The following is a 16463-nucleotide window of genomic DNA, read 5'->3' on the forward strand; positions in this document are numbered from 1 at the left end:
GTGGTCGATTCCGCCACCGCCGAATTCGCCCGGGCGCTCCAGGCGGTCGCCGGCGGCGACCTCACCGTGCGGGTCGATTCGGCCTATCGCGGCAAGTTCGCCGAGCTCAAGGGCGCGATCAACGAGACCGTCGACCGGCTCTCGACGACCGTGCGCACCATCCAGGTGACCTCGGCCGATGTCGGGCTGGCCGCCCGCGAGATCAACACCGGCGCCGACGACCTCTCCAAGCGCACCGAGGAGCAGGCCTCCTCGCTGGAAGAAACCGCCGCCACCACCGAGGAGCTCGCAGCCTCGGTCAAGGCCTCGGCCCAGGCCTCGAAGGATGCCGCCAGCATCGCCGACGAGGCCATGCAGGCAGCCCAGTCGGGCGGCGTCATCGCCGGCCAGGCGGTCGAGGCCATGGCCCGCATCGAGAGCGCCTCGCAGAAGATCTCCGACATCATCCGGGTGATCGACGACATCGCCTTCCAGACCAACCTGCTGGCGCTCAACGCGGCGGTGGAAGCCGCGCGTGCCGGCGATGCCGGCAAGGGCTTCGCCGTCGTGGCCTCGGAGGTGCGCACGCTCGCCCAGCGCTCGAGCGCCGCCGCCAAGGACATCTCCGGCCTGATCTCGTCCTCGAACATGGAGGTCGGCGAGGGCGTCAAGCTGGTGCGCCAGGCCGGCGACCAGCTCGACCAGATCCTCAGCCACTCCCGCAAGGTCGCCGCCACCATCGCCGACATCTCGGCGGCCTCGGGCGAACAGGCCAACGGCATCGACGAGATGAGCCAGGCCGTCGCCCATCTCGACGAGATGACCCAGGCCAATGCGGCTCTGGCCGAACAGAGCGCCGCCTCCGCCGCCTCCCTCTCCTCCCGCATCGGCCAGCTCAACGACCTCGTCGCCGCCTTCAGGACCGGGCAGGACGGGGGCAACGGCGCCAGAGCGGACGACAAGGCCCTCGACGGCTGGCACGGCAACGCCCAGCGCGCCGCGTGAGAATCGGCGAATTTCCCGCCGCTGCACGGGCTGCCGCGGCGGGCGCCACCGTTTCGCACAACGAAAATCGAATGATCGAAAGAAATCGCTCCGGAGGCGTTGACAGTCCCGCGGCGCCTCCGTAAACGAACCGCCGTTGCCCAGGTGGCGGAATTGGTAGACGCACCAGCTTCAGGTGCTGGCGCTCGCAAGGGCGTGGAGGTTCGAGTCCTCTCCTGGGCACCATCTTTCTTTGAGGACTACCAACCTCAAGAACTTAGCGAAAATCAGCGACTTGAGGACACCCGAGTGATACAATCGGGTGGTCCAATGGTTCTTTCGATGGCGCGTCCGTTCAAGCATCCCAAAACTGGCGTCTACTGGTTTCGGAAGGTGGTTCCCAAGGACCTCCGGGCCGTAGTCGGCAAGCAGGAAGAGCTTCGCACACTGCGCACGAAAGACCCGGCCGAGGCACGCACTCAGCACGCGAAAATCGCCGCCGAGGTAGATCGGCATTGGCAGGCCTTGCGCTCGCCCGCAGCATCTCTCACGCAGAAGGAGATCATCGCGCTCGCTGGCGTGTTCTACCGGGACATCACGACGCAAATGGCGGAAGAGCCCGGCGAGCCCACCATATGGCATCACTGGCTGCGGCTCGACCGGGAGGCGCGGGACGCCGGGAAGCTGGAGCAATGGTTAGGCCCCACCGTTGATCTTCTGTTGGCGCAGCACGGCCTCAAGATCGACGCGGCCTCGCGGACCCGGCTCCTCGTCGCCGTCAGTGAAGCCTCTCAGCAGGCCGGCGAGCAGCTTAAGCGCAACGCTGAAGGGGACTACCGCCCCGACCCGAGGGCTTCCCGGTTCCCAGACTGGACGCCGAAGGAAGCCCCCAAGCCCGCAGCATCAGCCAGTGACAAGGCCGGCCTGAGCGGCATCCTCGCGGACTGGTGGCGGGAGGCGCAGGCGACGGGCCGTAAGCCCAGCACCTATGAGAGCTACAGCAACACGGTGGACAACTTCGTCGCCTTCCTCGGCCATGACGATGCCACCCGGGTGACACCGGAGGATGTGGTCAGCTTCAAGGATCACCGTCTGGCCTCAGTCAATCCGAGAACCGGCAAGCCCATCTCTGCGAAGACCGTGAAGGACAGCGACCTATCCGGGCTTAAGACCCTGTTCGGCTGGGCCGTCACCAACAAGCGCCTTCCAAGCAATCCCGCCGAAGGCATCACGATCAAGCTCGGCAAGCGGAAGGTGACGCGGCCGAAGGGCTTCACCGATGATGAAGCCGGGGCGCTTCTGAAGGCGGCCGACGCGCACCAGCAAGGGAACGAGCGCCCGAAGACCTTCGCCGCCAAGAGGTGGGTGCCGTGGCTGTGCGCCTATACGGGAGCCCGTGTCGGGGAAGTGGCGCAGCTCCGCAAAGAGGATGTGCGGCAAGTCTCCGGCCATTGGGTGATCCACATCAGCCCGGAAGCCGGGACGGTGAAGACGGATCAGGCACGGGATGTCGTCTTGCACGAGCACCTTGTCGCCAAGGGGTTCCCCGAGTTCGCGCGGGACAGCAAGGACGGGCACCTGTTCCTCACTCCGGCGAAGAATGGCGACGTGCTCGGCCCGCTACAGGGCGTCAAGAACCGCCTCGCAGAGGCCGCACGGGAAACTGTCACGGACCCGAGAGTGCAGCCGAACCACGGCTGGCGACACCGTTTCAAGACGGTCGCCCGTTCGGTCGGCATGGACGGCCGGGTAGTGGACGCCATCCAAGGGCACGCCCCGAGGACCGCAGGGGACGACTACGGGGACGTAACGGTGGCCGCTATGGCGCTGGCCATGGCGAAGTTCCCGAGGCAGGTCTGAGGGCGACAGCCTATGCAGAATGCACACCAAGGGGATGCAGAGGGCAGCCTCAGAAGTCGTCCTCTTCCTCGTCACGCCGCTGCCCGACGTACCCCTCCAGTTCCCGAAAGACTTCTTCGAGTTTGTCCCCGAAGTGCAGCGCCAAGGCCCGTGCGGCAATCTCGGGGTTGTTCGTGAGCTTCGTGTAGAAGGCTTTGGAGAGGCGCTCAGCGTATTCCTGCGCCTGCGCCTCCTTCCTCGCTTCGATCTCGTCCGGCTCCCACGTCAGGGGCGCGATGCCCTTGGACGCCTGTAGGGCGGCCATCCACCCCTCATAACTGAAGGCTCTGTCGCCGAGCGCCTTCGCCGCCTTTCGCATGATCGCGACCTGCCGCTCAGAGATGTTCGCCGCAGTGGCCGTCTCCTTGATCGAGTGGCGGCCGAGCTTCACGAGCTTCCATGCGTAGTCGCTGCGCTCCCGCAGCGGCATCGGCAGCTTGGCCCGCGAGTTGGCCCTCCCGCTCTCCGCAACGGCGTCCTCAATGGTCCCCTTGAAATAGACGACCGGGATGTCCTCGGTGATCCCTGCCCGCCGATACGCCTCCATTCGGTGATGGCCTTCGATCAGCACGGCTTGCGAACCGATCTGGATCACATCGACAGGGGTCAGCATTCCTTCCCGCCCAATGGCGCTCGCAAGGTCGCTCAGATGCGGCTCGTAGAGTTGCCCGCCACGCGCTTGAAACAGGCCGGGCTCCTGCCGGATAGCCGTCCATGCCAGCTTGTCCGACAGAACGGCAGGGGCCGCCTCCCGGGCTTGCGCCTCCAGCCTCGTCAACAGCTCCAGCGGCTCGAACTCCGGCTTCTCGTCCGCCGTGGCGTCGATCACGCTTCCCATCTCGTTCATGTCAAATCCGCCAAGGCCCTGTGAAACTCCGTCCGCTCCTGCCGGGCCTTTTCGGCATCCCTCAGCTCCAGCTTGGCAAGGTGTACCCCTGTAGACCCCAGCGCCTCCGCCAGCCATCCCGCGATGATGCCCGCAGCTTGCGGCGTGAAGTCCCGGTAGGTCCGTCTGACACGGCCCGTCCTGGGGTCCGGCCATGCGTCCGCGCTGACTTCGCTGAGTCGCATCACGCGGCGGACAAGCTGAACCCGGAACGCGGCATCGGAGCGGAACCGGCGCGGCTCCTGATCCTGCATCAGATACATGCCGAGGACGGCTTTCACCACCTCCCGCGCCTCGACGTGATCCGCCAGCTTCACCACGGCGGATGCCGCCACGCGCTCGCTCCGGTCCCCCGGAACGCCCCGCTGAGCTTCGCCGAGGATGGCCCGGGCGCGGTCCACGATGGTCAGCCAGCGGGCATCGCAGGCGGCCCATGTAGGGTTTCCCGCATTCTTCGCGATGCGAGCCTTCACGAGCGCCACGTAGGGCCTCAGGGTCTCTTTGGTGACGCCCTGCTGGGCGACATCCCCATGCCGCCTCCAGCGACTTTTGTGAGTCGTGCAGTAGTGTCCATATCGGGTCGCCGGCTTGCCGCAACCCGGAGCTCGGCAGAGGCCAGCCATCCGATGTTCCGATTATCTGCGTCCCTCCCCTGAGAGACAGACGCGGAAATAAAAGCGGAGAGGATCGCCGGCAAGCCTCCTGTCACCTCGCCAACCATCGCAGACACAAGTGCAGTGACGCTACCTTGGATTGTTATGCCGGTTCTGCCACCAAAGCCCGGCTCACTTGGCCAGGCCACCGCTGGTCGATCAGCGCCCCCCAGACCAAGCACAAGCGCACAGCGCAAACTCGCCACCGATCCACCGCCCGGCGGTCCGCAGTTGCTCCAAGCGTTCACTCTCAACCTCGAATGAGGCCAATACTGTTCTCGAACGGGCGAAGGGTAAGACATCTCTCGCCGAGGCTACTCGCTCCCGGTAAGCGAAAATAAACGGCGGGATTTACCCCGCCGTTCTCGCGTGGGAGGCCGGATTACGCTGCTGCGGAAGTAGCTTCAGCTGCCTCGGCCTTTCCACGATGTTGGCGTGCGGGCAATTGCAGCTGCCACCGGATCAGATCGCCAATGATCGGAAAGATGTCATTGTGCTTTGCGCCGAAGTGCATCAACCCCGTCGAGGCATCAAATCCGCCGAGGTCGCGGTTTCCGGTCCCCTCAGGCGGAAGGTAAGCAGCAATTCCCGGAAACATCTTTTCGCGTTGCGCCGGATCGAGATCGTAAGCACGCCACAACTTGTTCCCGTGGCTCAAATCAAAGTCCGGAATCTTCTCAAGCAACTCATCGAGGCTGGCCTCGTCGCCCTGAGCAAAGGCGAAATCGTGGACGAGCTTCGCGAGCGCTTTGAGGACGACGGGCTGCGCGGCCACCGTAGTCGCCTTGGCCTTGGACTGACCAAAGCCTGGGATCTGAGTCACTTTGCCCCAGAAATCTCGAGCAACGTGTCTCCGCGCATCGACGACAGGTGGCGTCGCGCTGCGCACGTTCGTCTTGTTCAAGATCAGAATGGCGTTGATGGCGACCAAGTCCTTCAGCGCCAGTTCACCTTCGTCTCGGGCAGCCACGTCCTTCGCAACGACCGGGATCTTAAGCTCACCGATCAGAACACCCTTGATGAACTGGTTCACCGGATTGCTCTCGTCAAAATCGAAGGCCATGCTGCTTTCGACCGGCCGCACAAGGTTATTGAGCACGTAGAAGAGTTGACGCTCCTGCTCGGTGTTCAGATCCAAGTGAAGCGACACTTCAAAGCCACTTCGGAGAGAGTTACGGTGGACCTCGCCCCAAATCTGACGCTCTTCGGGCGGCACTTCCACGTGTCCATCGGCAGGCACATAGAGCGCGGCCCCGGTCTTGCGGCCGGTGGGATAGCGGCCGGTCTCCAGAACTGATTTCAGCCACTTCATCTGAATGTCTCGACCTTCACGACGGTGCTGCCCGTCGATCACTCGAAAGATTTCGACATCATCCACGAAGAGATGCGGGACGCCGTCCTTCAGCTCGACAGTGATCTTCTTGCGAGGCTGAATATTGGCCACAATCGGCGCAATCCCGTAATAGCTTTCCATGCCGAGGTCCGCCTGAATCTGCTTGAGAGCAACGGGCATCTCATGGGCCTGGTAACGTTGAGCAACGGTCGCGATCTCGGCCTTCAACATGTAAACGGCAAGGCCCTGGGCGTGCGGCTGGTTGATCGGGCGCTGGGACGGGATATCACCCATATCGCCTCCGAGAGAGAGGCCCGCCTGGTTGGGAACGATGGAGCGAGCAATGAACTCCTCGACCGGGATGCTGAGTGTAAGTGTCTGAACCCCGAACGCACCATTGACGATTGTCGGGTATGCCTTGCGACCGAGATTGCCCAGATCGCCGATTTCGATCTTTCCAGAAGATGTGATATTCATTTGTAGTCTCCGTATTGGGGATCGGCCGTCTGAAGCTGCACTTTGCGGGTCGCTTCGGACGGCCACCTGCCAGAAGAGCCTGGCCACTTACCTCCTCCCAAACAGATTTAAGCCTGCCCAGGGATCGGCTGGCAGCACCGCGCTGCCTGAAAACTCATATCTCACACATTCCTGGAATACGCAACCGACATTTTGAGGCTGATTTTCGTTTTTGCGGGAGCTTATTGCTCATCCAGGTGTACTCAAAAACAAATCCAGGATTTCTCACTTCACGGAAGTCCGTTACGGTGCATTAGTCCGTGCTGCCTGGATGGCGTGCTGGCCCACGCAACAGGAGGACCGTCAACGGCCTGCGGTGAGGCCCCGTGCCTCACATGCCCCACTTCGCCAGCGCAGCTTCCGCCTCCGCTGGCTCCTCCTTCACTCGATAGATGGTCTGCCGAGAGAGGCCGGTGCTCTTCGCGATGACGCTGATCGACGCGGCCTGCGCAAGCATGTCTCTAACGGCTTCCATCTGCGCCCGCGTGAAGCTCGGCTTGCGGCCCCTGTAGGCGTTCGCTTCGGTGGCCTTGGCGTGCTCGATGCCGGCCGCCTGCGCAACCTTGGTGGCCTCCGCCTGGGCCTGCGCCGATGCCGCCATGAAGGCGATGAGGGCGTCCCTGACGGCCTGCTGCATGGGGTCCAGAGTGGCCCCGTCGAACGTCATGCGGTTAATGATCGTCTTGATGACCACGCCTTGTCGCATAAACTCCCGGATGGTCTCGGTGACATCGGCGTAGTTTCGGCCGAGGCGGTCTACCCATCGCACCACCAGCACGTCGCCGGCCCGTAGCATATCGAAGAGGCGCTTTCCTTCGGGCCGTTCGGCAAGGCGGGTGCTGACACCGGAGACGCCATGATCCGCCACCACCCGGTCAATGGTGAAGCCGGCATCCCTCGCCTGCTTTTCCTGATGCTGGATGGTCTGATCGGCTGTGGAAACGCGAGCATAAAAGACGGTCTGCATGAACGGCCACTCATTGTCCGTAGAGATCATGTCCGCAAGAATACATGTCCGTAGACTCTCGTCAACTCATACGGACAGGCTTGTGCCGCCCTCGCACCTTGTCCGCTACGGTATACCTCAACGGACAGAATGATGGCCCCAACTTTCTGATTTGGCAATTGGCCCGCCTTGCGCGTCGCGGGCAAACTGCCCCTACATTGCAGACGGCATGTGGGGGGATTTAATGACTGAACGAGATAGCCTGCTGGCGTCCGTCGCCGGCACGATTAAGACGTATCGCATTGGCGAAATTGTCGAGCCCGATCCAGCACATGTTGATCGCTGGGTCAGCCAATTTACCGCCGACAATCAACTACCTTTCCTCCGGGAGTTCGACCACGTCATTAAGCAGACGTTTATTTCCAGAGAGACCGTCACGGGTTTCCTGGGCACATTAGTGACAACCGAAAGCCTGGCGGGGACCGACCCAGCAGCATACTGGGCTCGTGCGAACTTTCTTAGCATCCAGGGGGCAGGTCAGAGCCAGAACGAAATGGTCGGTCTATTTGCTGAAGTGTTGCATCAGAAGTGTGGCTTGGACCTCTCGACCTGCGGGGCTGCGGACGGCGATTACATCTATCTGGATGACGTACTATTCACCGGCAATCGCGTTGCGGCCGACCTCGAAGCGTGGATCAAGGCTGCAGCTCCAGCGAAGGCAACTGTCCACATTGTCCTTATGGCGCTTCACACCGGCGGTCACTTTTTTATCAAAAACACTCGGTTGAAGAATGCTGTCGCAGCGTCCGGAAAAGAGATTGCCATTCGCTTTTGGCGGGCGGTCGAATTCAAGAACCAGAAAAACCAAAAGGACGAGTCAGAGGTTCTTTGGCCAGCTGTCGTTCCGGCGGATGCAGAGGTGCAGGCCTATGTTGCCGCCGAACAAAGGTTCCCTCTGGTCTTGCGAAACGCAGGGGGCGCCTTGGGCGTGTTTTCGTCAGAAGCCGGACGCCAAATTCTTGAAAGCGAGCTTCTAATCGCGGGCGTCAAGATCAGGTCCCTTACTCAGTCGCCCAAGAGCATGACCCGCCCGTTGGGCTTTGGCCCTTTTGGCGTGGGCTTCGGATCAATGATCGCCACCTACCGGAATTGCCCCAATAACAGCCCGCTGGCACTTTGGTGGGGCGATCCAGAAGCTACTTCTGGGCCGCTTCACTGGTATCCCCTGTTGCGGCGAAAGACGTACGCGGCACCGGAGAACGTATTTAATGGCTTTGAAGACGTTACCCTCTGAGCGCAGGAACCTTCTCCGCACTTATCGGCGTGAGGAGGTCGTAATCGTGTTTAAGACCCGCGAACTCTTTGGAGGTCTGTCTAACATGGCCGCCGGCTTCCAGCTGCGGGTCAATGGAGTGGGGATACAGACGTCGGAAGCTCTGTACCAGGCATGCCGCTTTCCTCACATGCCAGACGTGCAGCGCGAGATCATCGAGCAGCACAGCCCAATGACAGCGAAGATGAAAGGCAAACCTCATCGCCCGAACTCACGGGCAGATTGGGACGAGGTCAGAACGAAGATCATGCGCTGGTGCCTCCTTGTTAAACTCGCTCAAAACTACGATGAATTTGGACGCCTTCTGCTATCGACTAAGAACAAATCTATCGTTGAGCAGTCGCGAAAAGATGATTATTGGGGAGCCAAGGTAACTGAGACGGATGTAGACACGCTCGTTGGCCAGAACGTATTGGGTCGCCTACTGATGGAGCTGCGCGAACTTCTGAAATGCGATGCCGACGGAGCGCTTAAGACTGTTTATCCGTTGACGATCCCTCAATTCATGCTGCTTGGCGAGCCCATCGGCACGGTCACCCCTTATCGGAGCGTTCGTGAACCGAATGGCGACCAAGCCAGCTTTCTTTAAGCGCCGGCGCGGTGTCCCACCTCAGGAGTTAGCGCCGATCTTCAGTTGCGCCTGACCCTTCCGCTTCTACTCGAACGACATCGAGTCCAAGCGCTATGCTACACCGACAGACCTGAGACCGAGCCTGAGCGCGACACAAGCGCAATCTCGATGCCGCTCGCTCGCAGCCGGGGCCTGTTGCGCCATGCCTCGGCGATGCGCCGGAAGCTCGGCGTGTCCGGGACAGCCGCAACCAGAAGGTCCGCCTCATCGGCGTCGAAGAGCAGAGCTTGACCGATGGCAGTAGTGAGAAGCGGATACTCCGGGCTGCCGGGCTTCTTGACGAGAGGCCCCTTCTTGCACTCTGCGATGATGCGTCGGCCGTTCACCGTGGTCTCAACATCGCCTTGTCCTGATCGAGAGTGGACCCGCAGCGTGGCGTTGCCGCGTCGGTACAGAGTGGCCCAGGCATTCTTGCCCGTGACCTCGGCATCGCGAGCCCACCCTGCGCCAGCCAAGTAGCCGACGATGTCGAACACTTCTGCCTCGGCGACGCGGACCGACGCTCCGTCAATGGCGACCTCAACGTGACCGCCGAAGCCGGGACACTCAGACAGGTACTCTGCCAGCCGCAGGGCCACCTCCGCTTCAGGCATCCGGTCGGCGGGGCCAATCCAACTGCTCAGTGCCTGCTTGCTCGTCTCTGCCGTTTCCATGTGCGCCCCTGCATCCACGGCTCGGCCAGCGCCGCGCATGTTCATCTACCCAAGCCGGGCTTGCGTTGACCACCACCTTGTTCCGGAGGCCCCGCCACGGGGGGAGTTTCGGTTTCGCTTCCACGTAGGGGGTGTCTCAGATTTTCTCGCCAGACATTCTGCCCCCTACCGTAGGCGAAGCTCTCGGCTGGCGCTCAGGGGCGAGCGCGATTTCTCAGGGCTTGCGGAAGGGGCTCGACAAATGCTCCAAGGCGGTGATACAGCGGACAGCAAGCGGGACACCTCCTGTCACTGATTTTATTGATCTTTTCGCATTGAGCGCCCGGTCCTCTCCTGGGCACCATCTTTCTTTGAGGACTACCAACCTCAAGGACTTAGCCGATGATCAAGGGCTAGCGTCTCGCCGACTTCTTCATGTCGGCGGGCGCCCTTGGCTCGCCAACAAGCGGGCGCTTGGCTTGCCTCGTGCCGCTTCCATCATGACGCTCTCTCCGATGGCGCGAACCGGCGACACCCGCCAGATGGCGGGGCACCTGCGGTCCCATCTTGTGCCGCAGAACCGCGCTCAACGTCCCGCTGCGGCCTCCGGCGTCAAAATCATTCCCCCTCGTCATCCGCCATGGCTCTCATCTGGTCGTTCCAAAGCCTGCGGTAGAGGCCGCCGCGCCTGCGCAGCAAAGCAGCGTGATCGCCACGCTGCACCACGCGGCCCGCATCCATGACGATGATCTCGTCCATGTCGACAACCGAGGTCAGCCGGTGCGTCACGAACAGCAGGGTGCGGCCACGACCGATCTTTCCCAGGGTCCGATTGATCGCGGCCTCGGTCGTCTGGTCGAGCGCGGAAGTCGCCTCGTCGAGCAGGAGGATCGCCGGATCGCGCAGCAGAGCCCGGGCAATGGCGATACGCTGGCGCTGGCCACCCGACAGGGTGTCACCACGCTCGCCGACGATGGTGTCATAGCCCTGCGGCAGGCTGGTGATGAACTTGTGGATCTCGGCCTTCTTCGCCGCCGCCTCGACCCTGGCATCCGACGCTTCGAGCGCACCGAGCCGGATGTTCTCGCGCAGCGAGGTGTGGAACAGGACGTTGTCCTGAAACACCACGGCCATCTGGGCGTTCAGCGAAGCGCGCGTGACGTCTGCGATGTCGACGCCGTCGATCGTCACCCGCCCCCGCTGCGGGTCGTGGAAGCGCAGCAACAGGCTGAGCAGCGTGCTCTTGCCGGCCCCGCTCGGCCCGACGATGGCGACGCGCGCCCCGGCGGGAATTGTCAGATCGAGTCCGTCGATCTCTGCCCCCTCGCCGCCATAGGAGAAGCGCACGCCCTCGAAGCAGATCCCGTGCGCGATCCTGGGGCAATCGACCGCGTTCGGCCGGTCGGAAACCCGGATCGGCTCGTCGAGGATGTCGCGCATATGCCTGACGGCTCCGGAGGCATCGATCACCACCGGGATGTACTGGGTCAGGTGATTGAGATTGTAGGTGATCTCCCAGAACACGGCCTCGAAGGCGATGAAGGTGCCGACGGTGATCACGTCGTTGAAGGTCAGATAGGCGCCGATCGCCAGCACGATCAGGTGCAGCCACAGCACCACGATGGTGATCGAGCGCTCGACCATCGTGTTGAGGAAGGTCGAGCGGGCCTGCGCTGACCGCAGCACCTGGTTGCGCTGGCCGAACCAGCGCTGCGACACACCGACGAGACCGAACGCCTTCACCACCGGCTGTGCCCCGATGTTCTCCTGCACGACGCCGAGCTCTCCGGCCTGGGCCCGCTTGACCTCATAGCTGGCGGCGACCGCCTTCGGCGTGATCAGCCGCGGCCCGACCAGCGCGATCGGGATGATCAGCAGCGCCAGGAGGCCGAGCTCCAGGTTGAGCACGATGAGCAGGACGACGCCGGCCAGTAGCTCCAGCAGCGGCAGCGCCCCCCAGTTGGCGAAATGGATGACCGCCTCCTCATAGGCGGTCATGTCGTTGGAGAAGCGCGACAGGATCTCGCCGCGGCGATGACGCTCGTAGAAGCTCAGCGGCAGCTTCTGGATATGCCCGAACAGCGAGCGGCGCACATCGGTGGTGATGGCGGCCGTGACCCTGGCGTCGATCCACTCATACCAGATCGCCACGATCGAGGTGACGATGCCGGCCACGGCGAGCACCGAGAGGATGAAGACGAGCTCGCCGCGATCCTTGTCCTCGAACACCTCGTCGAGGAGGTATTTGAGCGAGAGCGGCATCAGCACGTTGAAGGCCATCTCGATCAGGAGGCCGAGCCCGACGAGGGCGATGCCGAGCCGATGCGGGCCGAGATGCGGCCAGGTGAAGAAGACGACGCCCTTCAGCGCCTGCGCGGCTTGCGCGGCGGTGTAGACGACCGGGCCGTCATCGTCTTCGTTGTCTTCGTCGTCCTCCTCGTCCTCTTCGTCGTCGTCATCCTCCGGCTCGGCGGCGCCTGACTTCAGGGCGTGCCGCTTCGGCTCCGGGACGGCCCGCGGCGCCGGCCTCTGGGCTGCGCCGGCGGATTTTTCCAGCGGATCGGAGGCTGCACCTTGTTCGCCCGTGCCCGGCCTGGCCTCGTCGTCGCTCACTGATCACCGGCCGAGCTCAACGGGCTCCGCCGCTCCCTGTCAGATTGGAATGACCGGCCTTGCTCAGGCGTCATCGGGCGTGACGCGATTGAAGAAGCAGTAGCGCAGGCTCTCCGCATCCTCATACCAGCGGCCGGGCCCCTTGTCGGCGGCGAGCGTGCGCTGCCAGACCAGATCGAGCATCTCCTGGCTCTGGATCGCCAGGTCGAAATCCTCCTCGAAGAACAGCTCCGACCACTCCCACCAGGTCGCGATCTTCTTGACCCCGCGCAGCAGGTCGTACATGTCGCAGACCTCGGTGGTGAGATCGGCCGTCACCGAGCCGAAATAGACGCCGCGCCGCGCAACCCGATGCAGTTCGCCGAGCGCGTCGCGGATGCCGCGCGCGCCGAGATGGGCGAGGCAGCTCTCATAGACGATGTCGAAGGAGCCGTCATCGAAAGGCAGGTCCGCGACCGTCCCGAACAGGTTGTAGCCGGTCCGGCGCGACGGCGTCCGGCGATGGATGTAGCGATTGTTCTCGACGCCGCAGGCGTCGATGCCGAGCTGCCGCAGCGCCTCGACGAGCTCGCCCGAAGCGGAGCCGGCGACGAGCATCCTGAAGCCGGGCTCGGGCCGCCAGACCAGCTCGATCAAGTCACGGATATAGGCAGGATCGCTGAAGCGATGCCAGACCTCGTGATAGGGCCCAGCGCCCCGGTAGGTGTCGAAATAACCGCGATCGATGCGCTGGGACGGTTCGGGCACGACGATGCCGCCAGCCTCCCCGGCGCTCCTGGCGAGCCCGGCGGCGTAGCGGCGGCGCATCACCTTGCCCAGTAGCAGGTCGCTGGCGATGTCGGCAGAATCGAGCACGCCATTCAGCGTCGAGTCGAACAGATAATCGCCGACGACCATCAGCCCGTCATGCTCCTTCGGCTCCGGCAGATGGTTGGTCACGACGTCGCGCACCGGCATCCCGCCCGGGACTGCGTTCACCGAGGCCAGCCAGCGATGCACCTTCGCCTCGATCAGATGCGGAAAGGGATCGCCCAGCGAGGCTGGAAGCGACTTCAGGGCGATCTGGGTGAGCGCCTCGTCGCCGAGATTTGCGTAGGACAGCGCATCGTTGCCGGCGATCAGCCAGTTGAGCACGCCGTGGCGCCCGACATCGTGCCGCGCGCCCTCGATGTAGACGCAGCAGCCGCCGAGGCTCTCCGACATGAACCAGGCGCCCTCGACCTGGCCCTCCCAGAACGGCTTGTCGAAGAGAGCGGCGACGCGCAGGTAATGCGCCGGCCGGTCGAAATGCGCGAGATGGCGCGTCATGCTCCGGCGCAGCAGGCCCTCGCCCCAGTCGATGGTGCCGAGCCAGTTGTGCGGCAGGCACATCAGCACGAAGTCGAATTCGCGCGCCTCCGGCCCCTTGCCGTTCATCATGTCGAGCCGGTAGCGCCCGCCCGCCGCCTTGCCGACGCCAAGGACACGGTGGTTCAGGAAGACCTCGGCATCGAGGCTGGCGCTCAGGCCCTCGACCAGCTGTTCGTTGCCGTTCTGGATCGAGTAGATGTCGATGTAGCCGTCGACATCCATCAGATAGTTCTTCAGGGCGTTGAGGCCGTTGCTCAGGTGCCCCTCGGCTGCGATGTCGGAGCGCGCCATCGCCCGGAAGAAGCGCCGCGCCACCGGATCGGCCACCTCCCGATCGAGCACCTCGTCAGCGGTGAGAAACATCCAGGGGTGGCCATTGTCGTGCTTTCCGGCGCCCTCGTAATAGGCCTGCTGCGACATCTGTCCGACGCAGCGCGCCCGGAAGGCCAGGATGGCGTCGGCGCTGGTGTCGCCATAGCGCCGGCGGATGCCCTCCACGCCGTCGACGAGCTGGCCATCGAGAACGAGGGCCTGCGAATCCATCGGAATCGTCTGGAAGCCGAAGCCTTCGATCATCTCGCGCAGCGGATCGTAGCCGAGATGGCCATAGCCATAGATCTCGGCGACCCCCGCCTCGTAGAGCGCCGGCGCGCTGTCGAAGCGGCGCGACACGATCTTGCCGCCGAGCCTTTCCGACGCCTCGAACAAGGTTACGCGGCACAGGCCCTGCAGCTTCCGGCGGAGATGCCAGGCCGCCATCAGCCCGCCGGGGCCGCCCCCGACAATTCCCACTTCGAACATTCCCATTCGCGCCGCCCCCCATACATGCTGCGCCTAGTCACGCTGGCGTAGGGCGCACAGGCTTGCCGTGCTCCTGCAGTCCTCCGCCTTGGCCTCGGCCCTTACGACGGCACATCCTCGAGACCTGCGACGGCCGCCTGGCGCCGGCAAGCGCGCCTCGACAGCCCGACCTGACGAGCGGCCTTTGACGGCGTTACCCGGCCATCAGTCAGCACCAGCTTCATCGCATCGCGTCGGATGATGCCGGCGACGAGCGGTTCAGCCCCTCCCTCAGGCGACCTGCGAAAACCTCCCTCTCAACGCGAGCCCATGGCCTCCAACCCGATAAAGTCGCAGGAACGTACCATGCCGCAACGGAATCCAACAATTCGGGGCATCCATCCGCCCACCAAAAGGTGCATTTCTACAATAAAAACAAGACTTTGCTCACGCTAAATATATTGCTTGGCAGACCTTACACCGTGATCATGACCGAAATCATTGACCCGACGCTCATTGTCTCAGCCATCGCCCATTCGTCGTTCGCTTATCCCTAATAATACGGTCGCCTTTTTAGCTCACCCGGCTAACCCGAATGATCTTGACACTGCTCTAAAATTCGCATCGGTTGCATCTCTGCTGAATGAATACGAGGCAGCCATCTGCGCATTGGAGCGCATGCTGATCTTCGACCTCGGCCTGCAGCGCGTTCGCCTGGAACTCGGCGTTCTTTATTTTAAGCTCGGCTCTTACGGGCAGGCGAAGACTTATCTGACTTCGGCCACCGAGCAGCCCGACACGCCGGCGGAAGTGCGCCTGCGCGTCCAAAGCTTCCTGACGGAGATAGACCGGCGCCAGCAGGTCAGCCATTTCTCCGGCTTCGCGCGGCTCGGCCTGCGGCATCAGAGCAATGCGAATGCCGACCCCAACGGCCTGAATGTGCTGCCTACGCCTCCGGCGCGGCCGATCACCATAAGCCTCAGGCTTTCTAACGGCCCAAGCTCAGGCGGGCTTCGAGCGCATGGGAGACCGGCCTCGCTTCACGATGCCTGAGAAGCACTCGCCTCAGGCAATCAGGACAAGCACGTCGTCCTGGCGCGCGAAGAAGCTCTCCGAATGGCATCGCTTCAGATCGGCCTCACGCGCCTCGATCGCCACATCGGTCAGGCTTGGCGGGTGGTGCAGACAGGCCAGGCGCCGTGCGCCGGCGGCTTGCAGCAGGCGCAGCCCGGCTTGCCAGGTCGAGTGCCCCCAACCGCGATGCCTCTGGTAGTCGATCGCCTCGTCCCACATCGCATCATAGACGATCAGATCCGCGCCGCGGCAGAAGGAGACGATTCGGGGATCGGGATCGTCCGGCCCGTGCTCATAGTCGGTGAGGATCACGATCGTCCGGCCGGCGTGGCGGAAGCGAAATCCAGCGGCCCGATCGTCGAACTGCAACGCGACGGTGGCGATATCGAGCCCGGAGAGCGAGAAGGAACTGCCTGGCAAGAACCGCAACACTGCAACCTTGCCTGGAGCCTGATGGAGGCCGACCGGAAAGAACGGCTCGCTGAGCAGGGTCGAGAAATGCACTGCCGGATCGACGCCCTCGGGAGCAGGCACATGCATCGTGGTCTTGCCAGACATTCCCCAGAGCGGCGTGAAGGCCGTAAGGCCGATGACGTGGTCGAGATGGAGGTGGCTGAAGAGGATTGTCGCGTCGCTCTCGCCAGCCCCCGCCATGGCCCGCCCGAGGCGGCGCAGGCCCGAGCCCGCATCGACGATGATCCGATGCCCCGCGATCAGGACCTCGAAGCACGTAGTGTCGCCCCCGAAGCGATCGTATGAGCGCCCCGAGACGGGAATCGACCCGCGAGCGCCCCAGAAGCGGATGCCAAAAGTGCAGCCGAGCAACCCTGTCGTCTCATTCACGCGGTAACGCT

13 protein-coding genes and 1 tRNA gene are annotated in these 16463 nt (G+C 63.2%); 6 read left to right on the top strand and 8 right to left on the bottom strand.

Translation table 11 applies throughout. The features are described 5' to 3' along the window. The 3 genes from VGN82_RS00325 to VGN82_RS00335 form a co-directional block, all read left to right on the top strand. On the top strand, positions 1 to 984 hold a 984-nt coding region (locus VGN82_RS00325; RefSeq protein WP_327524981.1), incomplete at its 5' end, for a methyl-accepting chemotaxis protein. 138 nt (positions 985 to 1122) lie between these two features. After that, positions 1123 to 1209: transfer RNA gene (locus VGN82_RS00330), tRNA-Leu, on the top strand. A gap of 84 nt (positions 1210 to 1293) precedes the next feature. After that, positions 1294 to 2823 (top strand): DUF6538 domain-containing protein, encoded by a 1530-nt coding sequence (locus VGN82_RS00335; protein WP_327524982.1) that lies wholly within the window; start codon positions 1294 to 1296, stop codon positions 2821 to 2823. 49 nt (positions 2824 to 2872) lie between these two features. On the opposite strand, the gene VGN82_RS00340 is transcribed toward VGN82_RS00335, so the two are convergent. The 4 genes from VGN82_RS00340 to VGN82_RS00355 all read right to left on the bottom strand — a co-directional run bounded on the left by VGN82_RS00340 (position 2873) and on the right by VGN82_RS00355 (position 7217). After that, the gene (locus tag VGN82_RS00340) at positions 2873 to 3709 is read right to left on the bottom strand and encodes a ParB/Srx family N-terminal domain-containing protein (RefSeq protein ID WP_327524983.1); all 837 of its coding nucleotides are present in this window, start codon (positions 3707 to 3709) and stop codon (positions 2873 to 2875) included. Then, positions 3706 to 4230 (bottom strand): hypothetical protein, encoded by a 525-nt coding sequence (locus VGN82_RS00345; protein ID WP_327524984.1) that lies wholly within the window; start codon positions 4228 to 4230, stop codon positions 3706 to 3708. The genes VGN82_RS00340 and VGN82_RS00345 overlap by 4 nt, the downstream gene beginning before the upstream one ends. 553 nt (positions 4231 to 4783) lie before the next feature. Continuing rightward, on the bottom strand, positions 4784 to 6211 hold the full coding sequence (locus tag VGN82_RS00350) for a DNA sulfur modification protein DndB (protein ID WP_327524985.1): 1428 nt from the start codon (positions 6209 to 6211) through the stop codon (positions 4784 to 4786). Between the two features lie 370 nt (positions 6212 to 6581). Beyond that, the gene (locus VGN82_RS00355; RefSeq protein ID WP_327524986.1) at positions 6582 to 7217 is read right to left on the bottom strand and encodes a recombinase family protein; all 636 of its coding nucleotides are present in this window, start codon (positions 7215 to 7217) and stop codon (positions 6582 to 6584) included. Positions 7218 to 7440: 223 nt separating this feature from the next. On the opposite strand from VGN82_RS00355, the gene VGN82_RS00360 reads away from it, so the two are divergent. Beyond that, positions 7441 to 8490 carry a phosphoribosyltransferase-like protein gene (locus VGN82_RS00360; RefSeq protein ID WP_327524987.1) on the top strand — a complete coding sequence of 350 codons (1050 nt, stop codon included), beginning with the start codon at positions 7441 to 7443 and terminating at the stop codon, positions 8488 to 8490. 46 nt (positions 8491 to 8536) lie between these two features. After that, on the top strand, positions 8537 to 9118 hold the full coding sequence (locus VGN82_RS00365; protein ID WP_327524988.1) for an NADAR family protein: 582 nt from the start codon (positions 8537 to 8539) through the stop codon (positions 9116 to 9118). 98 nt (positions 9119 to 9216) lie between these two features. On the opposite strand, the gene VGN82_RS00370 is transcribed toward VGN82_RS00365, so the two are convergent. The 3 genes from VGN82_RS00370 to VGN82_RS00380 all read right to left on the bottom strand — a co-directional run bounded on the left by VGN82_RS00370 (position 9217) and on the right by VGN82_RS00380 (position 14556). Further along, positions 9217 to 9813, bottom strand: a complete 597-nt coding sequence (locus VGN82_RS00370) for a hypothetical protein (RefSeq protein ID WP_327524989.1) — start codon at positions 9811 to 9813, stop codon at positions 9217 to 9219. A 597-nt stretch (positions 9814 to 10410) separates the two neighbouring features. Then, a complete protein-coding gene (locus VGN82_RS00375) occupies positions 10411 to 12405 on the bottom strand; it encodes an ABC transporter ATP-binding protein (protein ID WP_327524990.1) in 1995 nt (664 codons plus the stop codon). A 63-nt stretch (positions 12406 to 12468) separates the two neighbouring features. Next, a complete protein-coding gene (locus tag VGN82_RS00380) occupies positions 12469 to 14556 on the bottom strand; it encodes an FAD-dependent oxidoreductase (RefSeq protein ID WP_327524991.1) in 2088 nt (695 codons plus the stop codon). Positions 14557 to 15213: 657 nt separating this feature from the next. On the opposite strand from VGN82_RS00380, the gene VGN82_RS00385 reads away from it, so the two are divergent. Beyond that, a complete protein-coding gene (locus VGN82_RS00385; protein WP_327524992.1) occupies positions 15214 to 15588 on the top strand; it encodes a hypothetical protein in 375 nt (124 codons plus the stop codon). A 12-nt stretch (positions 15589 to 15600) separates the two neighbouring features. On the opposite strand, the gene VGN82_RS00390 is transcribed toward VGN82_RS00385, so the two are convergent. Next, positions 15601 to 16452, bottom strand: coding sequence for an MBL fold metallo-hydrolase (locus tag VGN82_RS00390; protein ID WP_327524993.1), 852 nt, complete (start codon positions 16450 to 16452; stop codon positions 15601 to 15603). Positions 16453 to 16463: the final 11 nt, after the last annotated feature.

Origin of the sequence: Allobosea sp., from assembly GCF_035999205.1 — a bacterium.
GTDB lineage: Bacteria > Pseudomonadota > Alphaproteobacteria > Rhizobiales > Beijerinckiaceae > Allobosea.

Excerpts from the sequence above, each read along its gene's own strand:
- VGN82_RS00335 (WP_327524982.1), top strand. The coding sequence starts at position 1,294 with ATGGTTCTTTCGATGGCGCGTCCGTTCAAGCATCCCAAAACTGGCGTC.
- VGN82_RS00340 (WP_327524983.1), bottom strand. The coding sequence starts at position 3,709 with ATGAACGAGATGGGAAGCGTGATCGACGCCACGGCGGACGAGAAGCCG.
- VGN82_RS00350 (WP_327524985.1), bottom strand. The coding sequence starts at position 6,211 with ATGAATATCACATCTTCTGGAAAGATCGAAATCGGCGATCTGGGCAAT.
- VGN82_RS00355 (WP_327524986.1), bottom strand. The coding sequence starts at position 7,217 with ATGCAGACCGTCTTTTATGCTCGCGTTTCCACAGCCGATCAGACCATC.
- VGN82_RS00360 (WP_327524987.1), top strand. The coding sequence starts at position 7,441 with ATGACTGAACGAGATAGCCTGCTGGCGTCCGTCGCCGGCACGATTAAG.
- VGN82_RS00370 (WP_327524989.1), bottom strand. The coding sequence starts at position 9,813 with ATGGAAACGGCAGAGACGAGCAAGCAGGCACTGAGCAGTTGGATTGGC.
- VGN82_RS00380 (WP_327524991.1), bottom strand. The coding sequence starts at position 14,556 with ATGTTCGAAGTGGGAATTGTCGGGGGCGGCCCCGGCGGGCTGATGGCG.
- VGN82_RS00385 (WP_327524992.1), top strand. The coding sequence starts at position 15,214 with ATGCTGATCTTCGACCTCGGCCTGCAGCGCGTTCGCCTGGAACTCGGC.